The following is a 22,676-nucleotide window of genomic DNA, read 5'->3' on the forward strand; positions in this document are numbered from 1 at the left end:
TAAAGTTGAGGTGTCATGACTTCATTCCATCCCCTCCGCATCGGACGAGCCGTGCTCACCATGACGCTCCTGACCGCTTCGGTCGTCTGGGGGGCGGACGCGCCCCAGGCGGAAAAGCCCGCCGCTCCGGCTGCGGCGCCTGAGCAGGCCGGCGCCGCGATGACGACCGAGATCACTTCGGTGACCGGACTGGTGCAGGTGCGGCAGGGCGAGGATCAGCCGTGGGTCAAGGCCACGGTGGGGATGAAGCTCGATAACGGGGCGGAGTTCCGGACCGGGCCGCGCTCGACCGTGGAGTTCAAGGTCGGCGACACACAGATCGTCAAACTCGACCGGCTCGGCACGATCAAGGTGCTCGACGCCATCAAGGCCAACGGGGCGATCAAGATGGACCTGGGCCTCAAATACGGCCGATCGGAGCTGCGCGTCGAGGCGGGCGGCGTGGAGCACGAATCGGTGATTCATGCCCCGACCGCTTCGCTGGCCGTCCGCGGGTCCGCCGGTGCGATGGTCACCGATGCGTTCCAGACCATCGTCTACTGCACCGAGCACGAAGCATCCGCCATCATGCACGACGCCAACGGCCTCCTCCGTCACATTCCCCTTCCCAACAAGGTGCTGACCACCGACAAGGACGCGAACCCCATCAAGACTGCTCTTCGCACCAACACCTTCAATCCTCAGAAGAAGGGTTCAACCGACACCGAAGACGAACTCAACGGCGAGAACCCCGACGGCACCTACCGCGACACCACCAACGACATCACCGACGAAGTCAAGGGCAACAAGGGCACGCAGATGGAAGAGGTTTATCATCACTTGTCCGAGTTCGACGGCTGAGCGACGAAACTGTACAGCAGGGCGGTTTGACCGCCGCGTGACCCTCATCTGACGCATTGTTCGCCGCGGGTTTCCTTCGTGTCGCGGCCGAATCATTTTCAATTCGCAAAGACTCCGGTACGGGTGCGGTCTATTCCGATATCATGTTTGGACCGATGCATAAGTCGTCCGTACGGAGCGATTTGACGCCTCATGGCCATGACGCGTGTAGAACGGCAGCGATGGACGCACACCATGCTCGTGGGCCTGGCGCTGACGGCGCTGGTGTTTGCGGCCGATCGCGCCGGCTGGCTGACGCCCGCCGAATACTGGCTCTACCATCGCCGCGTCGCCTACTTTCAGTTCTTCACGCCGCCGCCGTCGGACAAGTTCGTGCACCTGGACATCGACGACGCGGCGCTGGAGGTCGTCGGTTCGTGGCCCTGGCCGCGGCGGCGCCTGGCGGAGATTCTTGACGAGCTTCATCTGGCGGGCACCGATGCGCTGGCGATGGACGTGATTTTCGGCGAGCCCCAGGAGCCGCGCTACGGCATCGACGCGGAGGGCAAGCCCACCGAACTCATCGACGATGACGCCGAGTTCGAACGCGCGGTGCGCGAGTTCGGCCGGGTGCTCATTCCCATCGCCATCACGCCGACGCCGCATGTCGCCACCAATCCCCTCAAGGACGCGATGCAGACGCTGTTGACGACGAACCTGGAGTTGGATCTCCCGCAGGTCGTCAAGATCCTCTCGCCGACCAACGACCTGATCGCGCACGGCGGACCGGAGTTGACCGACTACTACATTCAGGCGCGCAAGGGCGCGATGTACGAGCGGATCGATGCGCTGCTTTCGCACGACGACCTGACGTTTCCGCAGGCGGCGGCGCAGCTTCTTCCGCATGAGAACCTGTATGTGACGACGCCGGTGCTGCGGCTCTTTGAGCGGCAGTTCCGCCACGTGCAGGCGATCCACTCGCTCGACAAGTTCTCCAAGCCGATGCGGCCCGAGCTGCCGCAGATGCTCCACGGCTACGAAGACATCGCGCCGATCACGCGCCTGGCGCGCGCGGCGGCGATGAGCGGGTACGTCACCTACGTCCCCTTCAGCGACGGCGTCGTCCGAGGCGTGCCCCTGTGGATCGAATACCGCGGCCGGCTCTACCCGCAGTTCAGTCTTGCGCTGGCGTGTCTGACGATGGGCGTGGACGTCAAGGACCTGATCATCACCGATCACACCGTCATCATCCCCAAACCCGACGGTACGCAGGTCGTCATCCCCACGCGTCAGCACTACATCGAGGCGGCGGGCCGAAGCTACTCGGGCTTCGTCGAGATTCCCTGGTTCGGGCCGCGCGAGGACTGGAAGGACATGTACGACTTTCCCGACTATCGCGAGCCGCGCCAGCACGTGCCGCTCAATACCGTCTGGAGCGTCATCGAGATTCGCGAACGGCTCGCAGGCAACAATCACCAGATCGACTTCGCCGTCAGCAAGCTGTTGCCGCTGCTCGATGGGGCGAAAGCGACGGCGTACGCGGCGCAGATCCCGCCGCTCGATGATTTTTCCGCGCGCATTCCGACCATCGAGTATATCCTCGCCAATGCCGCCGACTACATGAAGTTTTACGAGGAAATGAAGCCCGAGGAACTACGCGACGAAGACAAGGCGTTCATGAATCTGTATCGCGGGCTCAAGGGCGTCCTTCAGATCAATCGAACGCTCGAACAGTCGCTGCACGACAAGCGTGACCTGCTCAAGCAGATCTTTCAGGGCAAAGCCGTGCTCATGGGTTGGACCGCCACGGCGGCGGCGGCCGACTTCGTGCCCACTTCGCTGCATTCGCGCTGCCCCGGCGTCGTCGTGCACGGCATGATCTACAACGGCATCCTCAACGGCGACCTTTGGAAGGCCGCCCCCCTCTGGTTCACGCCGACCGTCATCCTCGTCCTCGGTGCGATGACCACGTTTCTCGTCACCAGCTTCTCGCCCGCCCGGGCGGCCGTCGCGGCCGTGAGCATCCTGCTCGGCTGGACGCTTCTCAACTGCCTGGTCATGTTCGACTACGGCAACATCGTCGCCGACCTGGGCTCCCCGGCCTTCGCCGTCATCGCCGCATGGGCCGGCTGCACCGTCATGCGCTTCATCGCCGAACGCGCCGAACGCGCCCGCATCACCCGCCGCTTCCGCGCCTACGTCGACCCCGCCCTCGTCAGCTACGTGATCGAGCACCCCGAACAGGCCCATCTCGCCGGCACGCAGAAGGAGATGAGCGTCGTCTTCACCGACCTGGCCGGGTTCACGACCCTTTCCGAACGCCTCGGTGAAAAGACCGTCGAGCTGCTCAATGAGTACATGGGCCTGATGGTCCCCCTCATCCGCGCCCGCGGCGGATTCGTCAACAAGTTCCTCGGCGACGGCATCATGTTCTTCTTCAGCGCCCCCCTCGACAATCCCCACCACGCCCAGCACGCCATCGAAACCGTCATGGCCATGCAGCAGGCCATGGACCCCTTCAACGAAACGCTCACCCAGCGCAACCTCCCCAACGTCAAGATGCGCGCCGGCATCGCCACCGGGCTCATGATCGTCGGCGACGCCGGCCCGCCCGACGCCTCCGACTACACCGTGCTCGGCGACGTCGTGAACCTCGCCGCACGACTCGAATCCGCCAACAAAGCCGTCGGCTCGCTGACCATGCTCTCCTCCCGCACCGCCGAACTCGCCGAGGGCAAGTTCCTCTTCCGACCGGTCGGCCGGCTTCAGGTCGTCGGCAAGTCGGCGGGCGTCCTCACCTACAACCCGCTGTGTCTCATCGAAGCCGCGACCGACCGTCAGCGCGAGCTGGTGACGATGACGCAGACGATGGTCGACGCCTACGTCGCCTCCCAGTGGTGGGAGTGCATCAACGCCGCCGACATGCTCGACGCCATGTTCAGCCCCGACAAACTGACCGACCTCTACCGCCAAACCTGCCGCAAATACCTCGTCACTCCCCCCAAGGATTTCGCCGGCCAGCTTGTGCTCAGCGAAAAGTAATTTCGGCAACCGGTCCGGGCAGGCCCGGAACCTACGCCGCTCCCGCGCTACCGAGCGGCGGGCGTTCATCGTATGATGTTCATGCGTTCGTCATTCGTGTCCGGGCAGGCCCGGACCTGCATCGTTGCCTGGAACGAACATGCGAGTAAGCCAGGTGAAGCTCGGATTCAAGATTGGCTGCGGTCTTGCGATCTTGTTATTCGCAATGATCATCGCCGGTATTGCTTGGCCTCCGGACCGGTCACCGCAAGGAAATTTTGAGCATGTTGTTGTTAGCCCGCCGCCAGCGTCGTTGCGCATGTTGCGTTACGAAACTGGCGACCAGAATATTGCGGAAGGATATGAATCTTATTTGGAGTTCGTCGTCAACGATGCAGACTTGGGGATCATCCTCAAGTCAGATCAGTTCCAAAAGATCGAGCCAAGATTCGACAAAGACGTGCTTGCGCTTTGCCCGGAGTGGTGGAGAGCAGCCGTAACGGATTCGGAGTGGACAGTCTACGAGTCCGATGGTGCTGGGTACTTGAAGCAGGCATGGGTGACGCACAATAATGCGGGTCAAAACCGCCTCATGTATCACTATCAACCATATTAGCGACGTAGTTGCTCACCCACTCTGAAACTGGGAAGAAATGAGGGCCGAGAGTCATAGTCCCAAAAATGGCAATGACCCCGCCTCATCATCCCCCATTACCTTACGTCATGGAGCGGCCGCACGGGCGGCTTGCCGATGATCTGCTCGCCACTGTGCCGCTTGCACTTCTTGCTGTCCGACATCGAAAGTCTCCTGGCCCATCCGGGCCGCTGAGACTCTCATAGCCGCTGAATCAGATTTTGGGGAGCAGGCCAGATCGCATCGCAGAGTATTGTCGATCCTTGCGCTGGTTGCGTTCAGGACATTTTTGCGAACAATAATTTTCCGGCGCGCCCTCCAATTCGCCATGTGAGCGTGATTATCTGATAGACCCGCCGCCGGATATGATTTCCTTAAAGTCTGATGCGAGGCGACTTTTGCCGATGCACGAGCCCAACGCCGATGCCGCGGAGCGGTTCATCCGCCTTTTCATGGCCAACGAGCGCCGCATCTACACCTACATCCTGGCGCTGCTGCCCAATCTCGCCGACGCGGACGATGTGCTTCAGGAGACCAGCGTCGTTCTCTGGCGCAAGTTCGCCGACTATCAGCCCGGCACGAGCTTCACCGCATGGGCCTTCGCCATCGCGCGCAACAAGGTGATGACCCACTTGCAGACCCGCCGGCGGAGTCGGCTCAAGTTCGATCAGTCGCTCATTGACGCCATGAGCCGCGAGCTCGAATCGATGACGCAGGAGATGGACCAGCGTCATGCCGCCCTGGCCGAGTGCATGGCCGAACTTCCGGCGCGGGATCGCGATCTGATTCGCCGGCGCTATGAAATCGGCGCGACGGTGAAGGCGATCGCCGAAGCGGTGGGCCGGCCGGTGCAGGGGCTCTACAAGGCGTTCGCCCGCATCGAGGACGCGCTGCACGACTGCGTCAACCGCAAGACCGGAGCGGATAAGCTATGAATCATGACGAAACATTGCATGCGCGGATGCGCCCGCTTCTCGCCGCGTTGCGCGACGACGCCTTGACCGATGAGCAGGCGCGGCTGCTTGAATCGCTGCTCGCTGAGCATGCCGAGGCGCGGCGGATTTACCTTCAGTACATGAACCAGTCCGCCGGTCTTCGCGGTTACGCCACCGATCTGAGCTTCGCCGCCGACGGCGAATCGCCCGAAGCCGCCATCATGCTCAGCGAAGCGCTGCTGCGTCAGCGCATCGAAGCGGCGCCCCCGGCCGTGTCGAGGCACAGCATGGTGCTCACGCGCTGGGCGCTGGCGGCGAGTTTGCTCTTGGCCGTCGCGCTTGGGGCGGCTTTGCTGATGCAGCGCCATGACAATTCCGCGGCGCCGTCGGCCCCGACGATCGCGGAGGCCAACCCGTCCGAGCAGACGGACGTCGACACCGGCCCGCGGACGATCGCCGTGTTGACCCGGGCGGTCGATGCCGCATGGGCCGGGGGCGACACGCCGACCGAAATCGGGGCGGCGCTCAAACCGGGCATGATCGAATTGACGAAGGGCCTGGCCCAGATCGAGTTCTACAGCGGCGCGACGGTCGTGCTCGAAGGCCCGGCGAAATTCGAGCTTGTCAGCGCCAAGCGCGGCATCGTCCGAAGCGGCCGCGTGCGTGCGCACGTCCCCGTCCCCGCGCACGGTTTCACGCTCGAAGCCGCGGATATGGACGTCGTCGATCTCGGGACGGAGTTTGGACTTAACGTCGATGCGACCGGTCACGCCGAGGTGCATGTCTTCGATGGCGAAGTCGAGCTGCACCACCCCCGCGACGGTGCGCCGATGAGTCTGACCACGGGGCACGGCATGCGCCTTGAATCCAACGGTTCGCTCACGCCGATCTCCATCGACGACCACGCCTTCATGTCCTCCGCCCGGCTCGCCACCCTCGCCGACCGCGATCGCGATCAGCGGCTTGCGACATGGAAGCTCGAAAGCGAACGCATCAAGCGTGATCCCTCCGTCGTGCTCTACTACACCTTCGACGATCAGCCCGCATGGCAGCGCACACTGCGCGATCAGCGCGAAAACTCCGACGGCTCGCGCGACGGCGCGATTGTCGGTTGCGACTGGTCCACCGGCCGCTGGCCCGGCAAGGGCGCGCTTCAGTTCAAACGCCTCAGCGATCGGGTGCGCGTGAGCATTCCCGGCACGTATGAATCGCTGACGCTCGCGGCGTGGGTCCGCTTCGACGCTTTCGACCGCTGGCTCAGTTCGCTGATGCTCACCGATTCGTGGGGCCCCGGGCATCCGCACTGGCACGTCACCTGGGAAGGCGAGATGATTCTCGGCGTCGGCGGTAATTCGAGAATCCCCTCGCACAATTACTACACTGCCAAACATCTGCTCGGCTCCGAAGACCTGGGCCGATGGGTTCACCTCGTGACCGTCTACGACGCGCCCGCCGGCAAAGTCACGCATTACCTCGACGGCCGCGTCGTCTCGACCGAATCCATCACCGCCAACCAACCCCTGACGATGGGCCCGACCGCCATCGGCAACTGGAGCCAGTACAACGGACCCGCCGACAAGGCCCGCACGCTCAACGGCTCCATCGACGAGTTCATCATCTTCTCCCGCCCGCTTGCCGCCGACGAAGTCAGCCGCATGTACGAGGCGGGCAAACCTCAGTAACGAGTGCCTGCATGATGCGTCGCCTGATCATGATGTGTTTGTGTGTCGCCCTGTCGAGACGGTCCGCGCATGCCGCTGATCACGCCGCCGACATGGCCGCCGGCTTGAAGCTCTTTTCCACCAGCGTCCGCGCCATCCTCACCGACCACTGCCTTCAGTGTCACGGCGGCGAAAAGGTCAAGTCGGGCCTCGACCTGGCCTCGCGCGAATCGCTCATCAAAGGCGGCGATCATGGCCCCGTGCTGACCCCCGGCGATGCCGACGGCAGCGCCCTGTATCGCCATGTCGCTCATCTCGACACGCCGCACATGCCTTACAAGAAGGACAAGCTGCCCGACGCGTCGATCAAGCTCATCGCCGATTGGATCAATCTCGGCGCCCCATACGACAAGCCGCTGATCGAAAACGGCGCAGGGGCGCGCAAGGAGATGATCGTTCATGATTCGGATCGGCAGTTCTGGTCGTTCGTGCCGCTGCACCCGGTCGATCCGCCTCCGGTGAAGCATGAGAAGTGGGTTCGCACGCCGATCGATCGGTATGCCTTGGCGCAGATGGAGTCGCGCGGGCTGGAGCCGAACCCGATCGCCGATCGGCGCACGCTCATCCGCCGCGCCTATTTCGATCTGATCGGCATGCCGCCGACGCCGGAGGAAGTCGAGGCGTTCGTCGCCAGCACCGACCCCGATGCCTACGGCAAGCTCATCGACCGCCTGCTCGCCAGCCCGCAGTACGGCGAGCGGTGGGCGCCGTACTGGCTGGACGTGGCGCGTTTCGCCGAGTCGATGGGTTACGAGCAGGACTACGATCGGCCTTTCGCCTGGCACTACCGCGACTTTGTCATCCGGGCCTTCAACGACGACATGCCCTACGATCAGTTCCTCAAGTGGCAGCTTGCCGGCGACGAACTGGCGCCGCGGGACGAACAGGCGATGGTGGCGACGGGCTTTCTGACCGCCGGGGCGTTTCCGACGCAGCTTACCGAGAAGGAATTCGAGTCGGCCCGATACGATGAGCTTGACGACATGGCGCGCGCGACCAGCGAGGCCATGCTCGGGCTCACCATCGGCTGCGCCCGCTGTCACGATCACAAGTACGACCCGATTCCGAGTCGTGATTACTACCGCTTCGCCGCCGTGTTCACGACGGCGATCCGCAACGACATCGATTTCTCCGTCGCGCCCGATGAGGACGACGCGGCTCAGAAGGCGTACGACGCCCGGCACGATGCGGCCGAAAAAGCGCGCGATGATTACGCGGCGGGGCCGATGCGGCAGGCGCTGATCAAGTGGCTCGCCAATCCGGCGAATCGTGCGGCGGCGCGGGGTGCATGGTTGCTTCCGACGATCGTCTCGGCGAATTCGAGCGGCGGGGCGACGTTCAAGCCGCAGGACGACGGGTCGCTGCTGGCCGAGGGTCCGAACGCGAAGGACGAGCATTACACGTTCGTCGTCACCACGCCGCTCAAGTCCATCGCCGAGCTGCGCATCGAAGCGCTGACGGATCCGTCGATGGTCAAGGGCGGACCGGGTCGGGCGAGCAACGGCAACTTCGCGCTGAGCGATCTGAAAGTGAGCGTCAAACAGTTGGGCGGCGATCAGAAGCCCGTGGCGGTGAAGCTGACGCGCGCTCGCGCGACGCATGAGCAGAACCAGACGGGTTTGTCGGTGGCGTCCTCGCTCGACGATAACCCCAAAACCGGTTGGGCGGTGGACTTCGGCGGCATCGGCAAGCCGCAGGCGGCGGTGTTCGACTTCGAGAAGCCGATCACCTTCGACGACGGCGCGGAACTTACCATTGAAATGGACTTCCGCGTGAACACGAGTCACAACATCGGCCGGCCGCGCCTTTCGGTGAGCGGGACGACGGACGCGCCGGTGGCGGTCGGCGATGCGGGGCCGCCCGCGGAGGTGGCGGCGGCGTTGAAGCAGATCGATGAGGGCGTGACGCTGGACACGCTGCCCGATGCCTCGCGCGAGGTGCTGCTTGCGTGGTTCGCGCCGCGCGATGCGCAGTGGTCGAAGCTCAATGCTGCGGTGCTCGAATGCGAAAAGTCCGCCCCAAAGTCGCACAACGAGAAGATTCAGATCACCAGCGAAGGCCTCAAACCGGTCAAACATCATGCCGACGATCGCGGGTTCCCGCACTTTTATCCGCAGACTTACCTGCTGAAGCGCGGCGATGTGAATCAGAAGACGGAAGTGGTCGAGGCGGGCTATTTGCAGGTGCTCGAACGCGACGGGCTGGACGCGAATCACTGGCGCATCGCGCCGCCTGCGGGCGCCCGCACGAGCTATCGGCGCGCGTCGCTGGCGAACTGGATGACGGATGTCGATCACGGCGCGGGACATCTGGCCGCCCGCGTCATCGTCAATCGACTCTGGCAGCATCATCTGGGCCGCGGCATCGTCGCCACGCCCAATGACTTCGGCGTGCAGGGCGATCGGCCGACGCACCCGCAGCTTCTCGAATTTCTGGCGAGCGATCTGATCGAGCACGGCTGGAAACTCAAGCGGCTCCAGAAGCTGATCATGACCAGCGCGGTATACATGCAGAGCGCCGACAGCGATTCGCAGCGCACGCAGATCGATCCGACGAATTTGTACCTTTGGCGATGGTCGCCGCGGCGGCTCGAAGCCGAGGCGATTCGCGACACCATGCTCAGCGTCGCCGGCACACTCAACAGCGCGATGTACGGCCAGGGCACGCTCGACGAGAACATGACCCGGCGCAGCGTGTATTTCACCATCAAGCGCAGCAAGCTGATTCCGACGATGATGCTCTTCGACTGGCCCGAACATCTGGTGAGCATCGGCGCCCGGGCGTCGACGACAATCGCGCCGCAGGCATTGATGTTCATGAACAGCCCGCAGGCGCGGACCTATGCGACGGATTTCGCCCAGCGGGTCACGAAGATGTCGGGCGACGACGCGATCGGCAATGCGTATCGCCTCGCCTTCAATCGCGAGCCATCGAAGGTGGAACGCGCCGATGCACAGGCCTTCATCAATCAGCAGATCGCCTCGTATCAGGCGACGAAGAAGGCGGACGCGCCGCGGTTGGCGATGATCGATTTCTGCCAGGCGCTGATGGGCCTCAACGAATTTCTCTACATGGAGTGAATCATCATGACCATGAACCCCAACGAACGAATCTTCTCCCGTCGCCAGTGGCTTGCCCGCTGCGGCGCGGGCGCGGGCCTGCTCGGATTGATGTCGCTCTTGAATGATGAAGGTCTGCTCAGCGCAGCCCAGGGCGCGAGTCTCGGTTCGCGGGCGCTGAACCCGATGGCGCCGGTGCCGTCGCACACGACGGGGCGCGCCAAGGCGGTGATCTGGATATTCATCAACGGCGGGCCCAGCCAGGTCGACACGTGGGACTACAAGCCGGGGCTCGAGAAGATGGACGGCAAGGACCTGGCGGGATTCGACAAAAACACCGGGTTTTTCGCTAAAAACGTCGGCCCGCTGATGAAGTCGCCGTTCAAGTTCACGCCACGCGGGCAGTGCGGCAAAATGGTCAGCGAAATCTTCCCGTACCTCGGCGAGCACGTGGACAAGATGGCGTTCATTCACTCGGGGCACACGGAGTCGAACAACCACAGCCCGGCGCTGTTCATGATGAACACCGGCATGCCGCGCATGGGCTTTCCATGTGTGGGTTCATGGGTGACATACGGGCTGGGCAGCGTGAGCCGGGATCTGCCGGGGTTTGTGGTGATGAGCGATCCGCTCGGCCGCGGGCTGCCCAAGGGCAATGCGGCCAACTGGGGCGCGGCGTTTTTGCCGGGCGTGTATCAGGGCACGTGGCTTCAGCCGACCGGCGATCCGATCGCGAATCTCGATCGGCCCAAGGCGATGAGCGAAGCGCAGCAGCGCAGACAACTGGACCTGATCGGCCGACTCAATCATGCACACATGAACGGCAACGAGAGCGAAGCGGAGTTGACGGCCCGCATCGAGAGTTTTGAACTGGCGTATCGCATGCAGTCAGCGGCGCCGGAGGCGCTGGATGTCGATTCGGAGCCGGCGCACATCAAGGAGATGTACGGCCTGAACGACAAGAAGTGCACGCACTTCGCGCGTCAGTGCATCACGGCGCGGCGCATGGTCGAGCGCGGCGTGCGCTTCGTGCAGATTTATTCGGGGGGCATGGAGAACCAGCGTTCATGGGACGGGCACAACGACATCGTCGGGAACCATTCGCAGTTCGCGGGCGAGACGGATCAACCGGTGGCGGGGTTGCTGGCCGATCTGGAGCAGCGGGGGCTATTGGATGAGACGCTGGTGATCTGGGCGGGCGAGTTCGGGCGTCTGCCTCTGAGCCAGACGGGCGCGAAGCCGGGGCGTGATCATAATCCGCACTGTTTCACCGCCTGGTTCGCCGGCGGCGGCGTCAAGGGGGGCACGAGCTACGGCGAATCCGACGAAATCGGGCACAAGGCGGCGGTCGACAAGGTGTCGGTCAACGACTTTCACGCCACGATTCTGCACCTGATGGGCATGGATCACACGAAGCTGACCTACCTGTACAACGGCCGGCGATTCCGGCTCACGGACGTGGCGGGCGAGGTGATTCACCCGATCCTTGCATAAAATATTTTTTCGGGACGGTGTTGAGTCGGTCCACGCTGTGGGAAGATACAGGTAGACCCATGGCGATTGATCACGATGTTGTTGTTCGGCTGCTTCTGAAGGATCGCGCCAAGCTGCTGGCGTTCATCTGGTCGTTGCTGCGCGACGATCACGCGGCGGAGGACGTCTACCAGGAGATTTCGATTCTGGCGATCCGCAAGCGCGCCGAGATCGAAAGCGCGGCACATCTGCTGGGCTGGCTGCGTCAGGCGGCGAAGTACAAGGTGATACATCTGAAGCGCGATGCGGCCAGGCACGCGACGGTGATCGACAGCGATGTGCTGGACCTTTTGGAGGATCAGTGGAGCCGGTTTGACGGGATTGAGCAGTACGAACTGGATGATGCATTGGCGCATTGTCTGAGCGGGCTGACGCCGCGGGCGCGTCAGATGTACGCCATGCGATACGAGCAGGGCATGAGCGGGGAGACTGTGGCGGAACGGACGAAGCAGACAGTCGCGTCGGTGTACACGGCTTTGAGCCGAATTCATCGCGCGGTGGCGGATTGCATGCACCGGCAGGTGCATGGTTCGGAGGCGCCGAATGTCTGAGGCGACGCGGATGACGATCGACGAGCGCCTCGCGGCGTATCTGGACGGTGCGCTGGACGAAGCGCAGATGCGCGCGTTGAACGACGAACTGCGGGAGGACGCGGCGGCGCGACGGATGTTCGTCGATGCGTGCATGCAGGTGCGGCTCACGCGCGAGCGGATGCTGCGGCAGGCGATGCACGAACCGGGGCTTATCGAGCCGATTTTCACGGTGCGGCGGCGCTGGGCGCGGCCGGCGCTGGCGGCGGCGGCGATGGTGATGATGTGCGGGCTTTTCGTATGGATGTTCACGCCGAATCGCCCGGCGACGGAGCCGGCGACGGTGGCGGTGCTCACGTATGCGGAGGATGCGCACTGGCCGGATGCGATGGAGCCGGTGAGGGTGGGGCAGGAGATGACGCCGCGGACGATTTCGATCGACTCGGGGCGGGCGGAGATTGCGATGTTGTCGGGGGCGAATTTGATCGTGGAGGGACCGGCGGAGTTGTCGCTCGATTCGCGCATGCAGGTGCATGTGCGGCGGGGGCGGCTGACGGCGTATGTGCCGCCGCAGAGCGTCGGGTTCACGGTCGTCACGCCGACAGGGCGCGTCATCGATCGCGGGACGGCGTTCGGCGTCGACGTGGGCGGCGAGACGAATGTGCAGGTGTTCGAGGGCGTCGTCGATGCGGTGACGGAACATGAGGGGCAAACGGTGACGCGGGCGCTTCATGCCAGCGAGCAGATTTGCATGACGAAAGCGGGGGCGATCGAGGATTGGAAGCCCGCAGAGCCGATGCATTTCATACGAGAATTGGAAGCGCGCCGGCTGGGCGTGACGAACGCCTATGTCAACGCGGTCGAGTCGCTCAACCCGGTCGGGTATTGGCGGTTCGAGCGGATTGTCGATGGACAATCGCCCAACGAGATGTCTGACCATTACGCGGCGCAGATCGTCGGGAAGGTCACGCTGGTCGGTCCGCCGGGCGATCGCGCGGCGGTGTTCCGCCCCAACCGGTCGGACCAGTATCTGTATGCAACCGAACCGCTCGACGGGATGCAGATGAATGATTACTGCGTGGAGTTCTGGGTCATGCCCGAATGGGTGCACCGCGGGATGCTCGTGGAGATGACCGAGCGAAGCGGTGAACCGACGCGCACGGACCGTCAGCATCATGTCATGGCGGCGGAACTCGAAGACGACGCGACGATCCGCTTCCTGCATCGCGTGCCGGCGGGGATCGAAGGCGGGACGAACATTTATTCCGCACGGACCTACGAGCCGGGCAAGTGGCATCATGTCGTGGCGGTCAAGCAGGGCGCGAACATGCGGTTCTATCTCGACGGCGAACTGACAGGCATCGCGACCGATGCGACGAACATCTACCTCGATCCATACGTGTCGTTCGGCAAGCTGACGGACATCAAGACGATGCCCTATCGGCGGTACTTCATCGGGCGGCTTGACGAAGTGGCGATCTACAACCGGGCTCTGTCGGACGAACAAATCCGCGAGCACTATCAGATGATTCATCACCCGTAATTGGGAGCAGTTATGGTTCGGAAGTTTTTCATGTTGCCGGCGTGCGTGTTGATCCTCGGGGCGGTCGCGAAGGCGGACAAGCCCGTGGACTTCAACCGCGACATCGCCCCGATCATCACGGACAAATGCTTCGCCTGTCACGGCCCGGACGCCAAGCACGTCAAGGGCGATCTGCGCATCGACCAGCGCGACAGCGCCGTCAAGCTCGACAAACACGGCGCGGCGGCGATCGTGGCGGGTCATCCGGAAAAGAGCAAGCTGGTCGAGCGCATCTACGCCAGCGATCCGGACGACATCATGCCGCCGCCCAAGGCGCACAAACCGCTGAGCGATGCGGAGAAAGCGACGCTTAAGAAATGGATCGAGCAGGGCGCGGTGTACGAGAAGCACTGGGCGTATGTGCCGCCCAAGGAGACGCCGGCGCCGACGGTGAAGGATGCGGCCTGGCCCGCCAACTGGATCGACAACTACGTCGAGGCCCGGCTCGATGCGGAGGGGCTGCATCCGGCTCCGGACGCCGACCGCGCGACGCTGATTCGTCGCGTATCGTTCGATCTGACGGGGTTGCCGCCGACGCTTGCTCAAGTCGATGCGTTCGTGAATGACAAGAGCCCCAATGCGTTTGAGAAAGTGGTCGATCGCCTGCTCGCCTCGCCGCATTACGGGGAGCGCATGGCGATCTACTGGCTCGACCTGGTGCGTTACGCGGACACGGTCGGGTATCACGGGGATCAACCCCAGAGCATCTATCCCTATCGCGACTACATCATCAACGCGCTCAACGCGAACAAGCCCTTCGACCAGTTCAGCACCGAGCAGCTTGCCGGTGATCTTCTGCCGAATCCGACGGAGGATCAGATCGTGGCGACGGGCTACAACCGCGTGCTTCAGACGACGCACGAAGGCGGGCTCCAGCTCAAGGAATACCGCGCGATTTATCAGGCCGACCGCATCCGCAATTTTTCACAGGTGTGGATGGGCGCGACGATGGGCTGCTGCCAGTGCCACAACCACAAGTATGATCCGTACACCATCAAGGACTTCTACTCGATGGGCGCGTTCTTCGCGGACATCGATGATGAAGACCATCTGCGGCGTCAGGGCAGTCTCAACGGCCTGCCGACCGTGCGCTTGCCGGAGATGCGCGTGATGACGGCGGAGCTGAAGGCGAAGGCGGCGGAGCTCGATCAGAAAATCGCCGCGGTGCAGAAAGAGATGGATCAGTTCAAGGCGACGCTGGCGTCGGGTCAGGCGAAGTGGGAGAAGGAAATGCTTGCGGATATCAAGGGCGCCAAGCCGCAGGATTATGCGTGGCTTGATGACGGTCCGCTGGCGGGCAGCAAGGTGCGCGGCGGATGGAAGGATGTTGCAGCGGACAAAGGACCGGTACACAGCGGAAAGACCAGTCGGTTGCAGACGTCAGGCGGATTGACGCAGCATATCTTCGAAGGCATCAATCCCGCGAAATTGATCGTCGATGATCAAGCGTTCTATCTTTGGGTCTATCTCGACGCCAAGAATCCGCCCAAGGCGGTCATGATCCAGTTCAACGACGGCACGGACTGGGTGCACCGCGCCTATTGGGGCGAGAACGCCATTACCTACGGGCGCGATGCGAAGGATGTGCCGTCCTATCACCGCGCGGGTGATTTGCCCGAGGCGGGCAAGTGGGTGCGCCTTGAGGTCAACGCGGCGAAAGTCGGCCTGAACAAGGGCGATGCGGTGTCCGCCGTGGCGTTCACCCAGTTCGGCGGGTCGGTGTACTGGGATGACATGGGCGTCGTCAGCGCCGCTCAGCTCCCCCCGGCCATTGTTGAAGCGCTGCGCACGCCCGGCGACAAACGCACGAAGGCGCAGCGTGAAGCACTGGCGAGTTATCAGTTGGGCCAGTCGGCTGATTATGCGAAACTCGGTGCGCAGATCGCCGTGCTTCAGAAGGAGCGCGATGGCATCGAGAAGCGGGGCCCGTTGACGATGTACACGCGGGCGCTGAAGGAGCCGCGCGTGGTGCGCGTGCTCAATCGGGGCAACTGGATGGATGAGTCAGGCGAGATCGTCGAGCCGGCGATTCCGCAGTTCATGGGCCACATCCGTGCCGACGACCAGCGGGCGACGCGGCTTGACCTGGCGCACTGGCTCTTCAAGCCCGTCGCCGAGGGCGGCGTCGGCGAGATGACGGCGCGCGTGCAGGCGAACCGATTCTGGTACCTGCTCATGGGCGTCGGCATCGCGCGCGTGCTTGACGACTTCGGCGGACAGGGCGAGCCGCCGGTGTACCCGGAACTTCTCGATCGGCTGGCGCTGGAGTTCATGCACAGCGGATGGGACGTCAAGCACATGATGAAGCTCATCGTGATGAGCCGCGCGTATCGCCAGTCGTCCGTCACGCCCGCGCAGATCGCCGAGCGCGATCCGGACAATCGACTCTATGCGCATCAGTCCCGCCCGCGCCTGCCCGCCGAGATGATCCGCGACAATGCATTGGCGATCAGCGGGTTGCTCGTCGATACGATCGGCGGCCCGAGCTGCAAACCGTATCAGCCCCAGGGCTATTACGCCCACCTGAACTTTCCCGAGCGTAAATATCAGGAAGATAAGGATGAAAACCAGTGGCGTCGCGGCGTGTACATGCACTGGCAGCGTCAGTTCCTGCATCCGATGCTCAAGGCCTTCGACGCCCCGAGCCGCGAGGAATGCACGGCGATGCGGCCGGTGAGCAACACGCCGACGGCCGCATTGACGATGCTCAACGATCCGACGTTCACCGAGGCCGCCCGCGTCTTCGCCGCTCGGATCGTGCACGAAGGCGGGGCGACGGACAAGGCGAAGATCGGCTGGGCATTCCGCATGGCGACGAGCCGCACGCCGCAGGAGCGCGAGGTCGCACTTTTGAGCGATCTGCTGACGGAGCATCGCAGCGAATTTTCCGCGGATCCATCCTCGGCGGCGTCGCTCGCGCAGGTCGGGTTCACCCCGGCGCCGAAGGATATCGCGGCGCCGGAGCTTGCGGCCTGGACCAGCGTGGCTCGCGCGCTTCTGAACCTCAACGAAACCATCACACGCAACTGACAAACCGCCAACGCGGAGAACTCTCATGAATCCCCTCGAAAAACTTCAGCTTCATTCGACCCGCCGCACATTCCTGCGCAACTCCGGCGTCGGCCTCGGTGCGGCGGCGCTGTCGACACTGCTCAATGAACGCCTGCTGGCAGTGCCGGGAAGCGCCGCCGCGTCGACGCCGTACCGGGGCGTCGTCGATCCCCGCCATTTCGCGCCCCGGGCCAAGCGCGTCATCTTCCTGTGCATGGCCGGCGGACCCAGTCACCTCGAAACCTTCGACTACAAGCCCAAGCTCGAAGAGATGAACGGCAAGCCCATGCCCGGGTCCTACACCGCCGGCATGCCCATCGCGCAGCTTCAGGGCAAGCCGCTCAACTGCTACGGCCCGCAGACGAAATTCAAAAAGTACGGCAAGAGCGGACAGGTCATCAGCGACTTCTTCCCGCACATCGGTTCGATCGCCGACGAGGTCGCCATCGTGCGTTCGATGGTCACGGAGCAGATCAATCACGACCCCGCGCACACGTTCATGAACACCGGCACCGCCATCAGCGGACGCCCTTCGATGGGCTCATGGACACTCTATGGGCTCGGCTCCGACACGCAGGACCTGCCCGGTTTCGTCGTGCTCACCAGCCGCGGCGGCCGCAGCCCGCAGCCGATCTCGTCGCGTCAGTGGTCCAGTGGTTTTCTCCCCTCGCGCTTTCAGGGCGTCGAGTTCTACTCGACCGGGGACCCGGTGCATTACGTGTCCAATCCCGCCGGCTACACCCGCGCGCAGCAGGAATGCGTCATCCGCACGGTGCAGCAGCTTGACGAGGTCCGCAACGAAGCCGTCGAAAATCCCGAAATCGCCACGCGCATCACGCAGTACGAGATGGCGTTCCGCATGCAGATGTCCGTCCCCGAACTGATGGACATGTCCGACGAGCCCAAGCATATCCTCGACATGTACGGCGTCAAAAAGCCCGGCGACGGATCATTTGCCAGCAACTGCCTCCTCGCGCGGCGACTCGCCGAACGCGGCGTGCGATTCATTCATCTCTATCATCGTGGATGGGACCATCACGGCGGTCTCAAGAAGTTCATGGAAATCTGCTCGGGCCTGACCGATCAGCCCACCGCGGCGCTGATCAATGACCTGAAGCAGCGCGGCATGCTCGAGGACACGCTCATCATCTGGGGCGGCGAATTCGGCCGCACGCCCATGGCACAGGGCGACGGGCGAGATCACCACATCAAGGGCTTTTCCATGATGCTCGCCGGCGGCGGAGTCAAGGGCGGCGTCAGCTACGGCGCGACCGATGAACTGGGCTACAGCGCCGTCGAAAACCCCGTCAACGTCCGCGACCTGCATGCGACCATGCTGCATCAGCTCGGCATTGATCACGACCGCTTCAGCGTCAAGTACCAGGGACTGGACATGCGCCTCACCGGCGTCAACCCCGCCGAGCCGGTGCACGCCATTCTGAGCTGACCTCAACGTTTCCGCGCGATGATGAGCCAGTCCCACGGATAGGGTTCCTTCATCCACCCCGGGGGATGTTCGAACTCCGTGTCCCACGGATACTCCGCCTTGTCCGTCCGCTCCGTGACGAAACCCGCTTCGTCGAGCATCGCGATGATCTGCTCGCGCAGGTAGTGACGGTGCGGCACCTCCTCGCGATCGATCACGCCTTCCAGCGCCGCGTAGTCGGGCTTGATCGCCTCCCGCCGAGCCGCCGCCAGCGATTGTCCGCAGCGTTGGTTCCATTCGATGAGGCGCAGGTTCGCCCACAGCGCCGATTCGAGCGACGGCACGAGCAGCATGAGTCGCCCGCCGCGCACGACATGGCGGTGAATATTGCCGAGAATCGCCCGAGATTTGTGAAGAGCCGGCGCGATGAGCACGTTGGTGCACACGGCCAGATGCACCTTCGGCAATCTCCGCCGTGTCCGCGCCAGATCGCCGACGACCAGTTCCACATTATTGAGATGCCCGCAGCGCTCCGAAGCGATCTTGAGCAGTTTCGGTGACAGATCGATGCCGATCACGCGCTTGAATCGGGCAGCGAGCGACGGCAGATAATGCCCGACGCCGCACCCGAAATCGCAGGCGGTGTGCCGGGCGTCCGACAGTTCATCGAGCCGTCGGGGGATCACGCCGCGAAGATCGGTGTTGAGCGAATCGAGGATCTGCCGGTCGTAATCCTGTGCGGCCATGTCCCAGTAGTTGCGATCCATACGTCACGTCGCCGACTTACAGGTAGCTTCGCAGTTCATCGAGCAGACGCGGAATCGCCGTGCGCGGCTCTTCCTCCGCTTCGTACTCCAGCGCGAGCGGCCCGCTGTAGCCCGAGTCCTTGAGGATCTTCACCACGCGTTTCAGGTCCGCCGGCTCCTTGGGCTTGCCCGTCCGGTGAATCTCGGCTTTGACCTGCACGTTGACGGCATACGGCGCGACGCGCTCGATGTCGATATACGGATCGGGCGAATTGAAGTTACCCGTGTCGAGGTTCACGCCGAACCACGGCGACTTGACCGCTTCGATGATCGGCATGAGGCGGTCGATGTTGGTGAGATAGTCGTGGTTTTCGAGACCGAGCATGATGCCGCGCTTGCCGGCGATGTCGCACGCCCGCTCGATGTTCGGAATCGCCCGCGCGATGCCTTCCTCGTCGCTCGTCCCCTTGGGCGGCACGCCGGCGAAGATGCGGATCACCGGCGCCCCGATCGCCGCGTAGTACTCGACCCACGATTCGACGTGCTTGAACCATTTTTCCAGTTCATCGCCCGCCGGGAGCGTGAAGTTGTTGCGGATCGCGCCGCCGCTGACGTTCAGGCCGTGCAGGTGGCAGTGCTGCTTGATCTGCGCGAGGTACTCGGGCGTCGGCGGATCGGGAATCCAGTAGCTCGTCAGCTCCACCGAATCGAGATTGAGGGTGGCGGCCCAGTCGATGAACCCGAGCATGTCCATCGCGTCGGCGCTGTCTTTGGCCGCGCCCAGATATTTGCGCATCGAATATGCCGCGAGACTGAGCTTCAGGTGCTGCCGCCCGGTGCGTTTGATCGGTTCCATCGCCAGCGTTCGTGCTGCGGGAAACATCGGCGACACCGCGGCGATAGCGGCGGCTGACAAGAGCGAGCGTCGGGTCAGCGTCGGTTGGTTCAAGACTTGCCTCCAATGCAGTAAAGATGCGTCAGCGTGCGGATGTACAGGCGGCCCATCGCGACGGCAGGCGTGGCATGCGTCAGTTCGTCGAGCGGCATGCGCCCGAGGACCTCAAACTGATCCGACGCCTTGAATGTCACCACTTCGCCCGCCCGGCTGACGGCGTAGATCACGCCGTTGATGCACAGGGGCGACGAGAAGAACTCCCCGCCGAGCCGTTCGCGCCAGACGACTTCGCCGGTTTCGGGGTTGAAGCATGTGGCTACGCCGCTGTCGGCGACCATGAAGATGCGCCCGTTGAACGAGATCGGCGTCGGCACGTACGCCGAGGCGCGATCGATGCGGTAGAGTTCCTTGGGCGGATCGTTGGGATGATGCGGGTCGAGTTTGAGCGCGACGGTGTAGTTCTTCGCGCCGCCGCCGGACCCGCAGCTACCGATGACGACGTCGCCGGCGAGCACGGGCGAGAAGATGCTGCGTTTGTCGAACACCTTGGGCGTGTCCCAGAGCATCGCGCCGCTGTCGGGGTCCATCGCGCTGATGCCGTTGCCGTTGCTGGTGAACAGCAGCATCGGGCGTCCGGTGGCGGGGGTGTAGACGCACGGCGTCGAGTACGCCGTGTTCGCACTCCGCCGCGCGGTGCGCCAGACGACCTTGCCGCTCTTGGCGTCGATGGCGAAAACGAAACTCGGGCCCAGTTGATCGTCGGCGATGATCACCTTGTCTTCGTACACCATCGGCGACGCGCCGGAACCGTGCTGCGAATTGAACGGCCCCAGGTCGCAGTCCCATACGATCTTCCCATCGTGATCCAGCGCGACGATCTGGTCCTTCTCGGGCGTGGCCCATGTGATGTACACGCGCTCCGCATCGACCGCCGGCGTCGAGGAGGCGTAGCTGTTGAAATCATGAAGGTGCGACGTCGACGAGGCGAAGTCCGTCTTCCAGTTCACCTTGCCTGTGTCCGCGTCGATGCACACAAGCGTGCGGGTCGCGGTCTTTTTGTCCGTGCACAGAAGAAACAGCTTCTTGCCCCAGAGCACCGGCGACGAGTGTCCTTCGCCGGGCAATTCGATCTTCCACACATAGTCGGCATCGGTCCACTTTGTCGGAATCGTGGCGGCGTCGCTGATCCCGGTCCCGTTAGGTCCCCGGAATCGCGTCCATTCCTGCGCGAAAGCGTTCGGGGCGATTAGGCCGCACAACAGGGCGATGCAACAGATCGGGCTTCTCATGCGTCGGCTCTTCGATGGGGTTGTGCGGGACGGAGTGCTATGATGCTCCGGTTCAACGAGGCATGTGCGAGGAATATTGTATCGTGCGACGGGTTTTATGGGTAATCATGAGCATCGCTCTGGCGACGGGTTACGCCGCCGCACAGGTTCCCGATTTGGGGACGCGCAAGGCCGGCGACGATTGGCCGACGTTTCTGGGCCCCCATCACAACAGCACGTCTGACGAGAAAGGCATCCTCACGCAATGGGACGCGCACCCGCCGCGCATCATCTGGGAACGCAAGCTCAACACCGGTTACTCCATGCCGACGATTTCGCGCGGCCGGCTCTTTCTCTTTGAACGCATCGGCGACCAGCTCACGCTCACCTGCATGACCAGCGAAGGCGGCACGGATCTTTGGAGCTATGCCTATCCGACCAAGTACGAAGACATGTACGGTTACAACAATGGGCCGCGGTGCAGCCCGATCGTCGATGACGATCGCGTCTACATCTATGGGCCGCTCGGGAAACTGACGTGCCTGAACGTCGTCAATGGCAAAGTCATCTGGCAGGTCGACACATTCGAGAAGTTCAACGTCGTGCCCAATTTTTTCGGCGTCGGGTCGACGCCCGTCATCGAAGGCGACCTGCTCATCGCGCAAGTCGGCGGCAGCCCGCCCGACAGTGAACCCATCGGCTCGGGGCACACCAAAGGCCTCGACAGCGGCATCGTCGCGTTCAACAAACACACCGGCCAGGTCGTGTATCACATCACCGATGAACTGGCGAGCTATTCGAGTCCCGTGACGGCGACGATCGACGGGAGGCGATGGTGCTTCGTCTTCACGCGCGGGGGACTCGTCGGCTTTGAGCCCGCAACGGGGAAAGTCGACTTTCAATACCCTTGGCGGGCGCGCATCAACGAGAGCGTCAACGCCTCGACGCCGATTGTGGTCAACGACATGGTGTTCATCAGCGAGACCTACGGGCCGGGGGCGTCGCTCTTGAAGGTCAAACCCGGCGGGTACGACATCGTCTGGCGCGACGGGCCCAATGAGCGGGAGCACATGCAGGCGCATTGGAACACGCCGATTGTACGCGAGGGGTATCTGTATGGTTGCAGCGGGCGGCACACGGGCAACGCTGAACTGCGCTGCCTCGATTTCAAGACGGGCGAAGTGAAGTGGAGTCAACCGCGATTGACGCGGTCGTCGCTGCTCTATGTCGATGATCATTTCATCTGTCTGACGGAATATGGCCGGTTGCTGCTCCTGCGTGTCAACCACGAGAAGTTCGACATGGCGGGCATGCTCGCGCTGGGCGATGACGACGGGACCGAGAAGCTCAAGTATCCCGCATGGGCGGCGCCGATTCTTTCGCACGGACTGCTGTATGTACGCGGGGCGGATCGACTTTTGTGCATGGAACTGATTCCGGTGACACAATGAGGTGC

Annotated in this window: 15 protein-coding genes; 12 read left to right on the forward strand and 3 right to left on the reverse strand. The window is 63.2% G+C overall.

Translation table 11 applies throughout. From position 1 onward, the window contains the following. Positions 1 to 15 precede the first annotated feature (15 nt). The 11 genes from GC162_09300 (at position 16) to GC162_09350 (ending at position 18,332) form a co-directional block, all read left to right on the forward strand. The gene (locus tag GC162_09300; GenBank protein MBI1368833.1) at positions 16 to 840 is read left to right on the forward strand and encodes a hypothetical protein; all 825 of its coding nucleotides are present in this window, start codon (positions 16 to 18) and stop codon (positions 838 to 840) included. 192 nt (positions 841 to 1,032) lie between these two features. Continuing rightward, on the forward strand, positions 1,033 to 3,861 hold the full coding sequence (locus tag GC162_09305; protein MBI1368834.1) for a CHASE2 domain-containing protein: 2,829 nt from the start codon (positions 1,033 to 1,035) through the stop codon (positions 3,859 to 3,861). Positions 3,862 to 4,000: 139 nt separating this feature from the next. Next, positions 4,001 to 4,456, forward strand: coding sequence for a hypothetical protein (locus GC162_09310; protein MBI1368835.1), 456 nt, complete (start codon positions 4,001 to 4,003; stop codon positions 4,454 to 4,456). Positions 4,457 to 4,839: 383 nt separating this feature from the next. After that, entirely contained in the window at positions 4,840 to 5,409 is a 570-nt protein-coding gene (locus GC162_09315; GenBank protein ID MBI1368836.1) for a sigma-70 family RNA polymerase sigma factor, read from the forward strand. Beyond that, on the forward strand, positions 5,406 to 7,091 hold the full coding sequence (locus GC162_09320) for an iron dicitrate transport regulator FecR (protein ID MBI1368837.1): 1,686 nt from the start codon (positions 5,406 to 5,408) through the stop codon (positions 7,089 to 7,091). Before GC162_09315 ends, GC162_09320 begins: the two co-directional genes overlap by 4 nt. Before the next feature lie 1,046 nt (positions 7,092 to 8,137). After that, on the forward strand, positions 8,138 to 10,210 hold the full coding sequence (locus GC162_09325; GenBank protein ID MBI1368838.1) for a DUF1553 domain-containing protein: 2,073 nt from the start codon (positions 8,138 to 8,140) through the stop codon (positions 10,208 to 10,210). A gap of 12 nt (positions 10,211 to 10,222) precedes the next feature. Further along, complete coding sequence (locus GC162_09330) at positions 10,223 to 11,683, forward strand: DUF1501 domain-containing protein (GenBank protein MBI1368839.1); 1,461 nt, start codon at positions 10,223 to 10,225, stop codon at positions 11,681 to 11,683. A gap of 59 nt (positions 11,684 to 11,742) precedes the next feature. Beyond that, positions 11,743 to 12,273 carry a sigma-70 family RNA polymerase sigma factor gene (locus GC162_09335; GenBank protein ID MBI1368840.1) on the forward strand — a complete coding sequence of 177 codons (531 nt, stop codon included), beginning with the start codon at positions 11,743 to 11,745 and terminating at the stop codon, positions 12,271 to 12,273. Then, positions 12,266 to 13,795, forward strand: coding sequence for a hypothetical protein (locus GC162_09340; GenBank protein MBI1368841.1), 1,530 nt, complete (start codon positions 12,266 to 12,268; stop codon positions 13,793 to 13,795). Before GC162_09335 ends, GC162_09340 begins: the two co-directional genes overlap by 8 nt. Positions 13,796 to 13,807: 12 nt before the next feature. Next, the gene (locus GC162_09345; protein MBI1368842.1) at positions 13,808 to 16,864 is read left to right on the forward strand and encodes a DUF1549 domain-containing protein; all 3,057 of its coding nucleotides are present in this window, start codon (positions 13,808 to 13,810) and stop codon (positions 16,862 to 16,864) included. Between the two features lie 25 nt (positions 16,865 to 16,889). Beyond that, the gene (locus tag GC162_09350; protein MBI1368843.1) at positions 16,890 to 18,332 is read left to right on the forward strand and encodes a DUF1501 domain-containing protein; all 1,443 of its coding nucleotides are present in this window, start codon (positions 16,890 to 16,892) and stop codon (positions 18,330 to 18,332) included. A gap of 2 nt (positions 18,333 to 18,334) precedes the next feature. Here the strand turns inward: GC162_09350 and GC162_09355 are convergent, their stop codons facing one another. From GC162_09355 to GC162_09365, 3 genes are read right to left on the reverse strand one after another with little or no spacing between them, the layout of a single operon-like run. Next, positions 18,335 to 19,078, reverse strand: a complete 744-nt coding sequence (locus tag GC162_09355; GenBank protein ID MBI1368844.1) for a methyltransferase domain-containing protein — start codon at positions 19,076 to 19,078, stop codon at positions 18,335 to 18,337. Positions 19,079 to 19,094: 16 nt separating this feature from the next. Next, positions 19,095 to 20,006 carry a TIM barrel protein gene (locus GC162_09360; GenBank protein MBI1368845.1) on the reverse strand — a complete coding sequence of 304 codons (912 nt, stop codon included), beginning with the start codon at positions 20,004 to 20,006 and terminating at the stop codon, positions 19,095 to 19,097. Further along, complete coding sequence (locus tag GC162_09365; GenBank protein ID MBI1368846.1) at positions 20,003 to 21,241, reverse strand: PQQ-binding-like beta-propeller repeat protein; 1,239 nt, start codon at positions 21,239 to 21,241, stop codon at positions 20,003 to 20,005. Before GC162_09365 ends, GC162_09360 begins: the two co-directional genes overlap by 4 nt. Before the next feature lie 107 nt (positions 21,242 to 21,348). On the opposite strand from GC162_09365, the gene GC162_09370 reads away from it, so the two are divergent. Further along, entirely contained in the window at positions 21,349 to 22,671 is a 1,323-nt protein-coding gene (locus GC162_09370) for a PQQ-binding-like beta-propeller repeat protein (protein ID MBI1368847.1), read from the forward strand. The last annotated feature ends 5 nt before the right edge of the window (positions 22,672 to 22,676 follow it).

This window comes from Planctomycetota bacterium (assembly GCA_016125255.1).
Classification (GTDB): domain Bacteria; phylum Planctomycetota; class Phycisphaerae; order Phycisphaerales; family Zrk34; genus RI-421.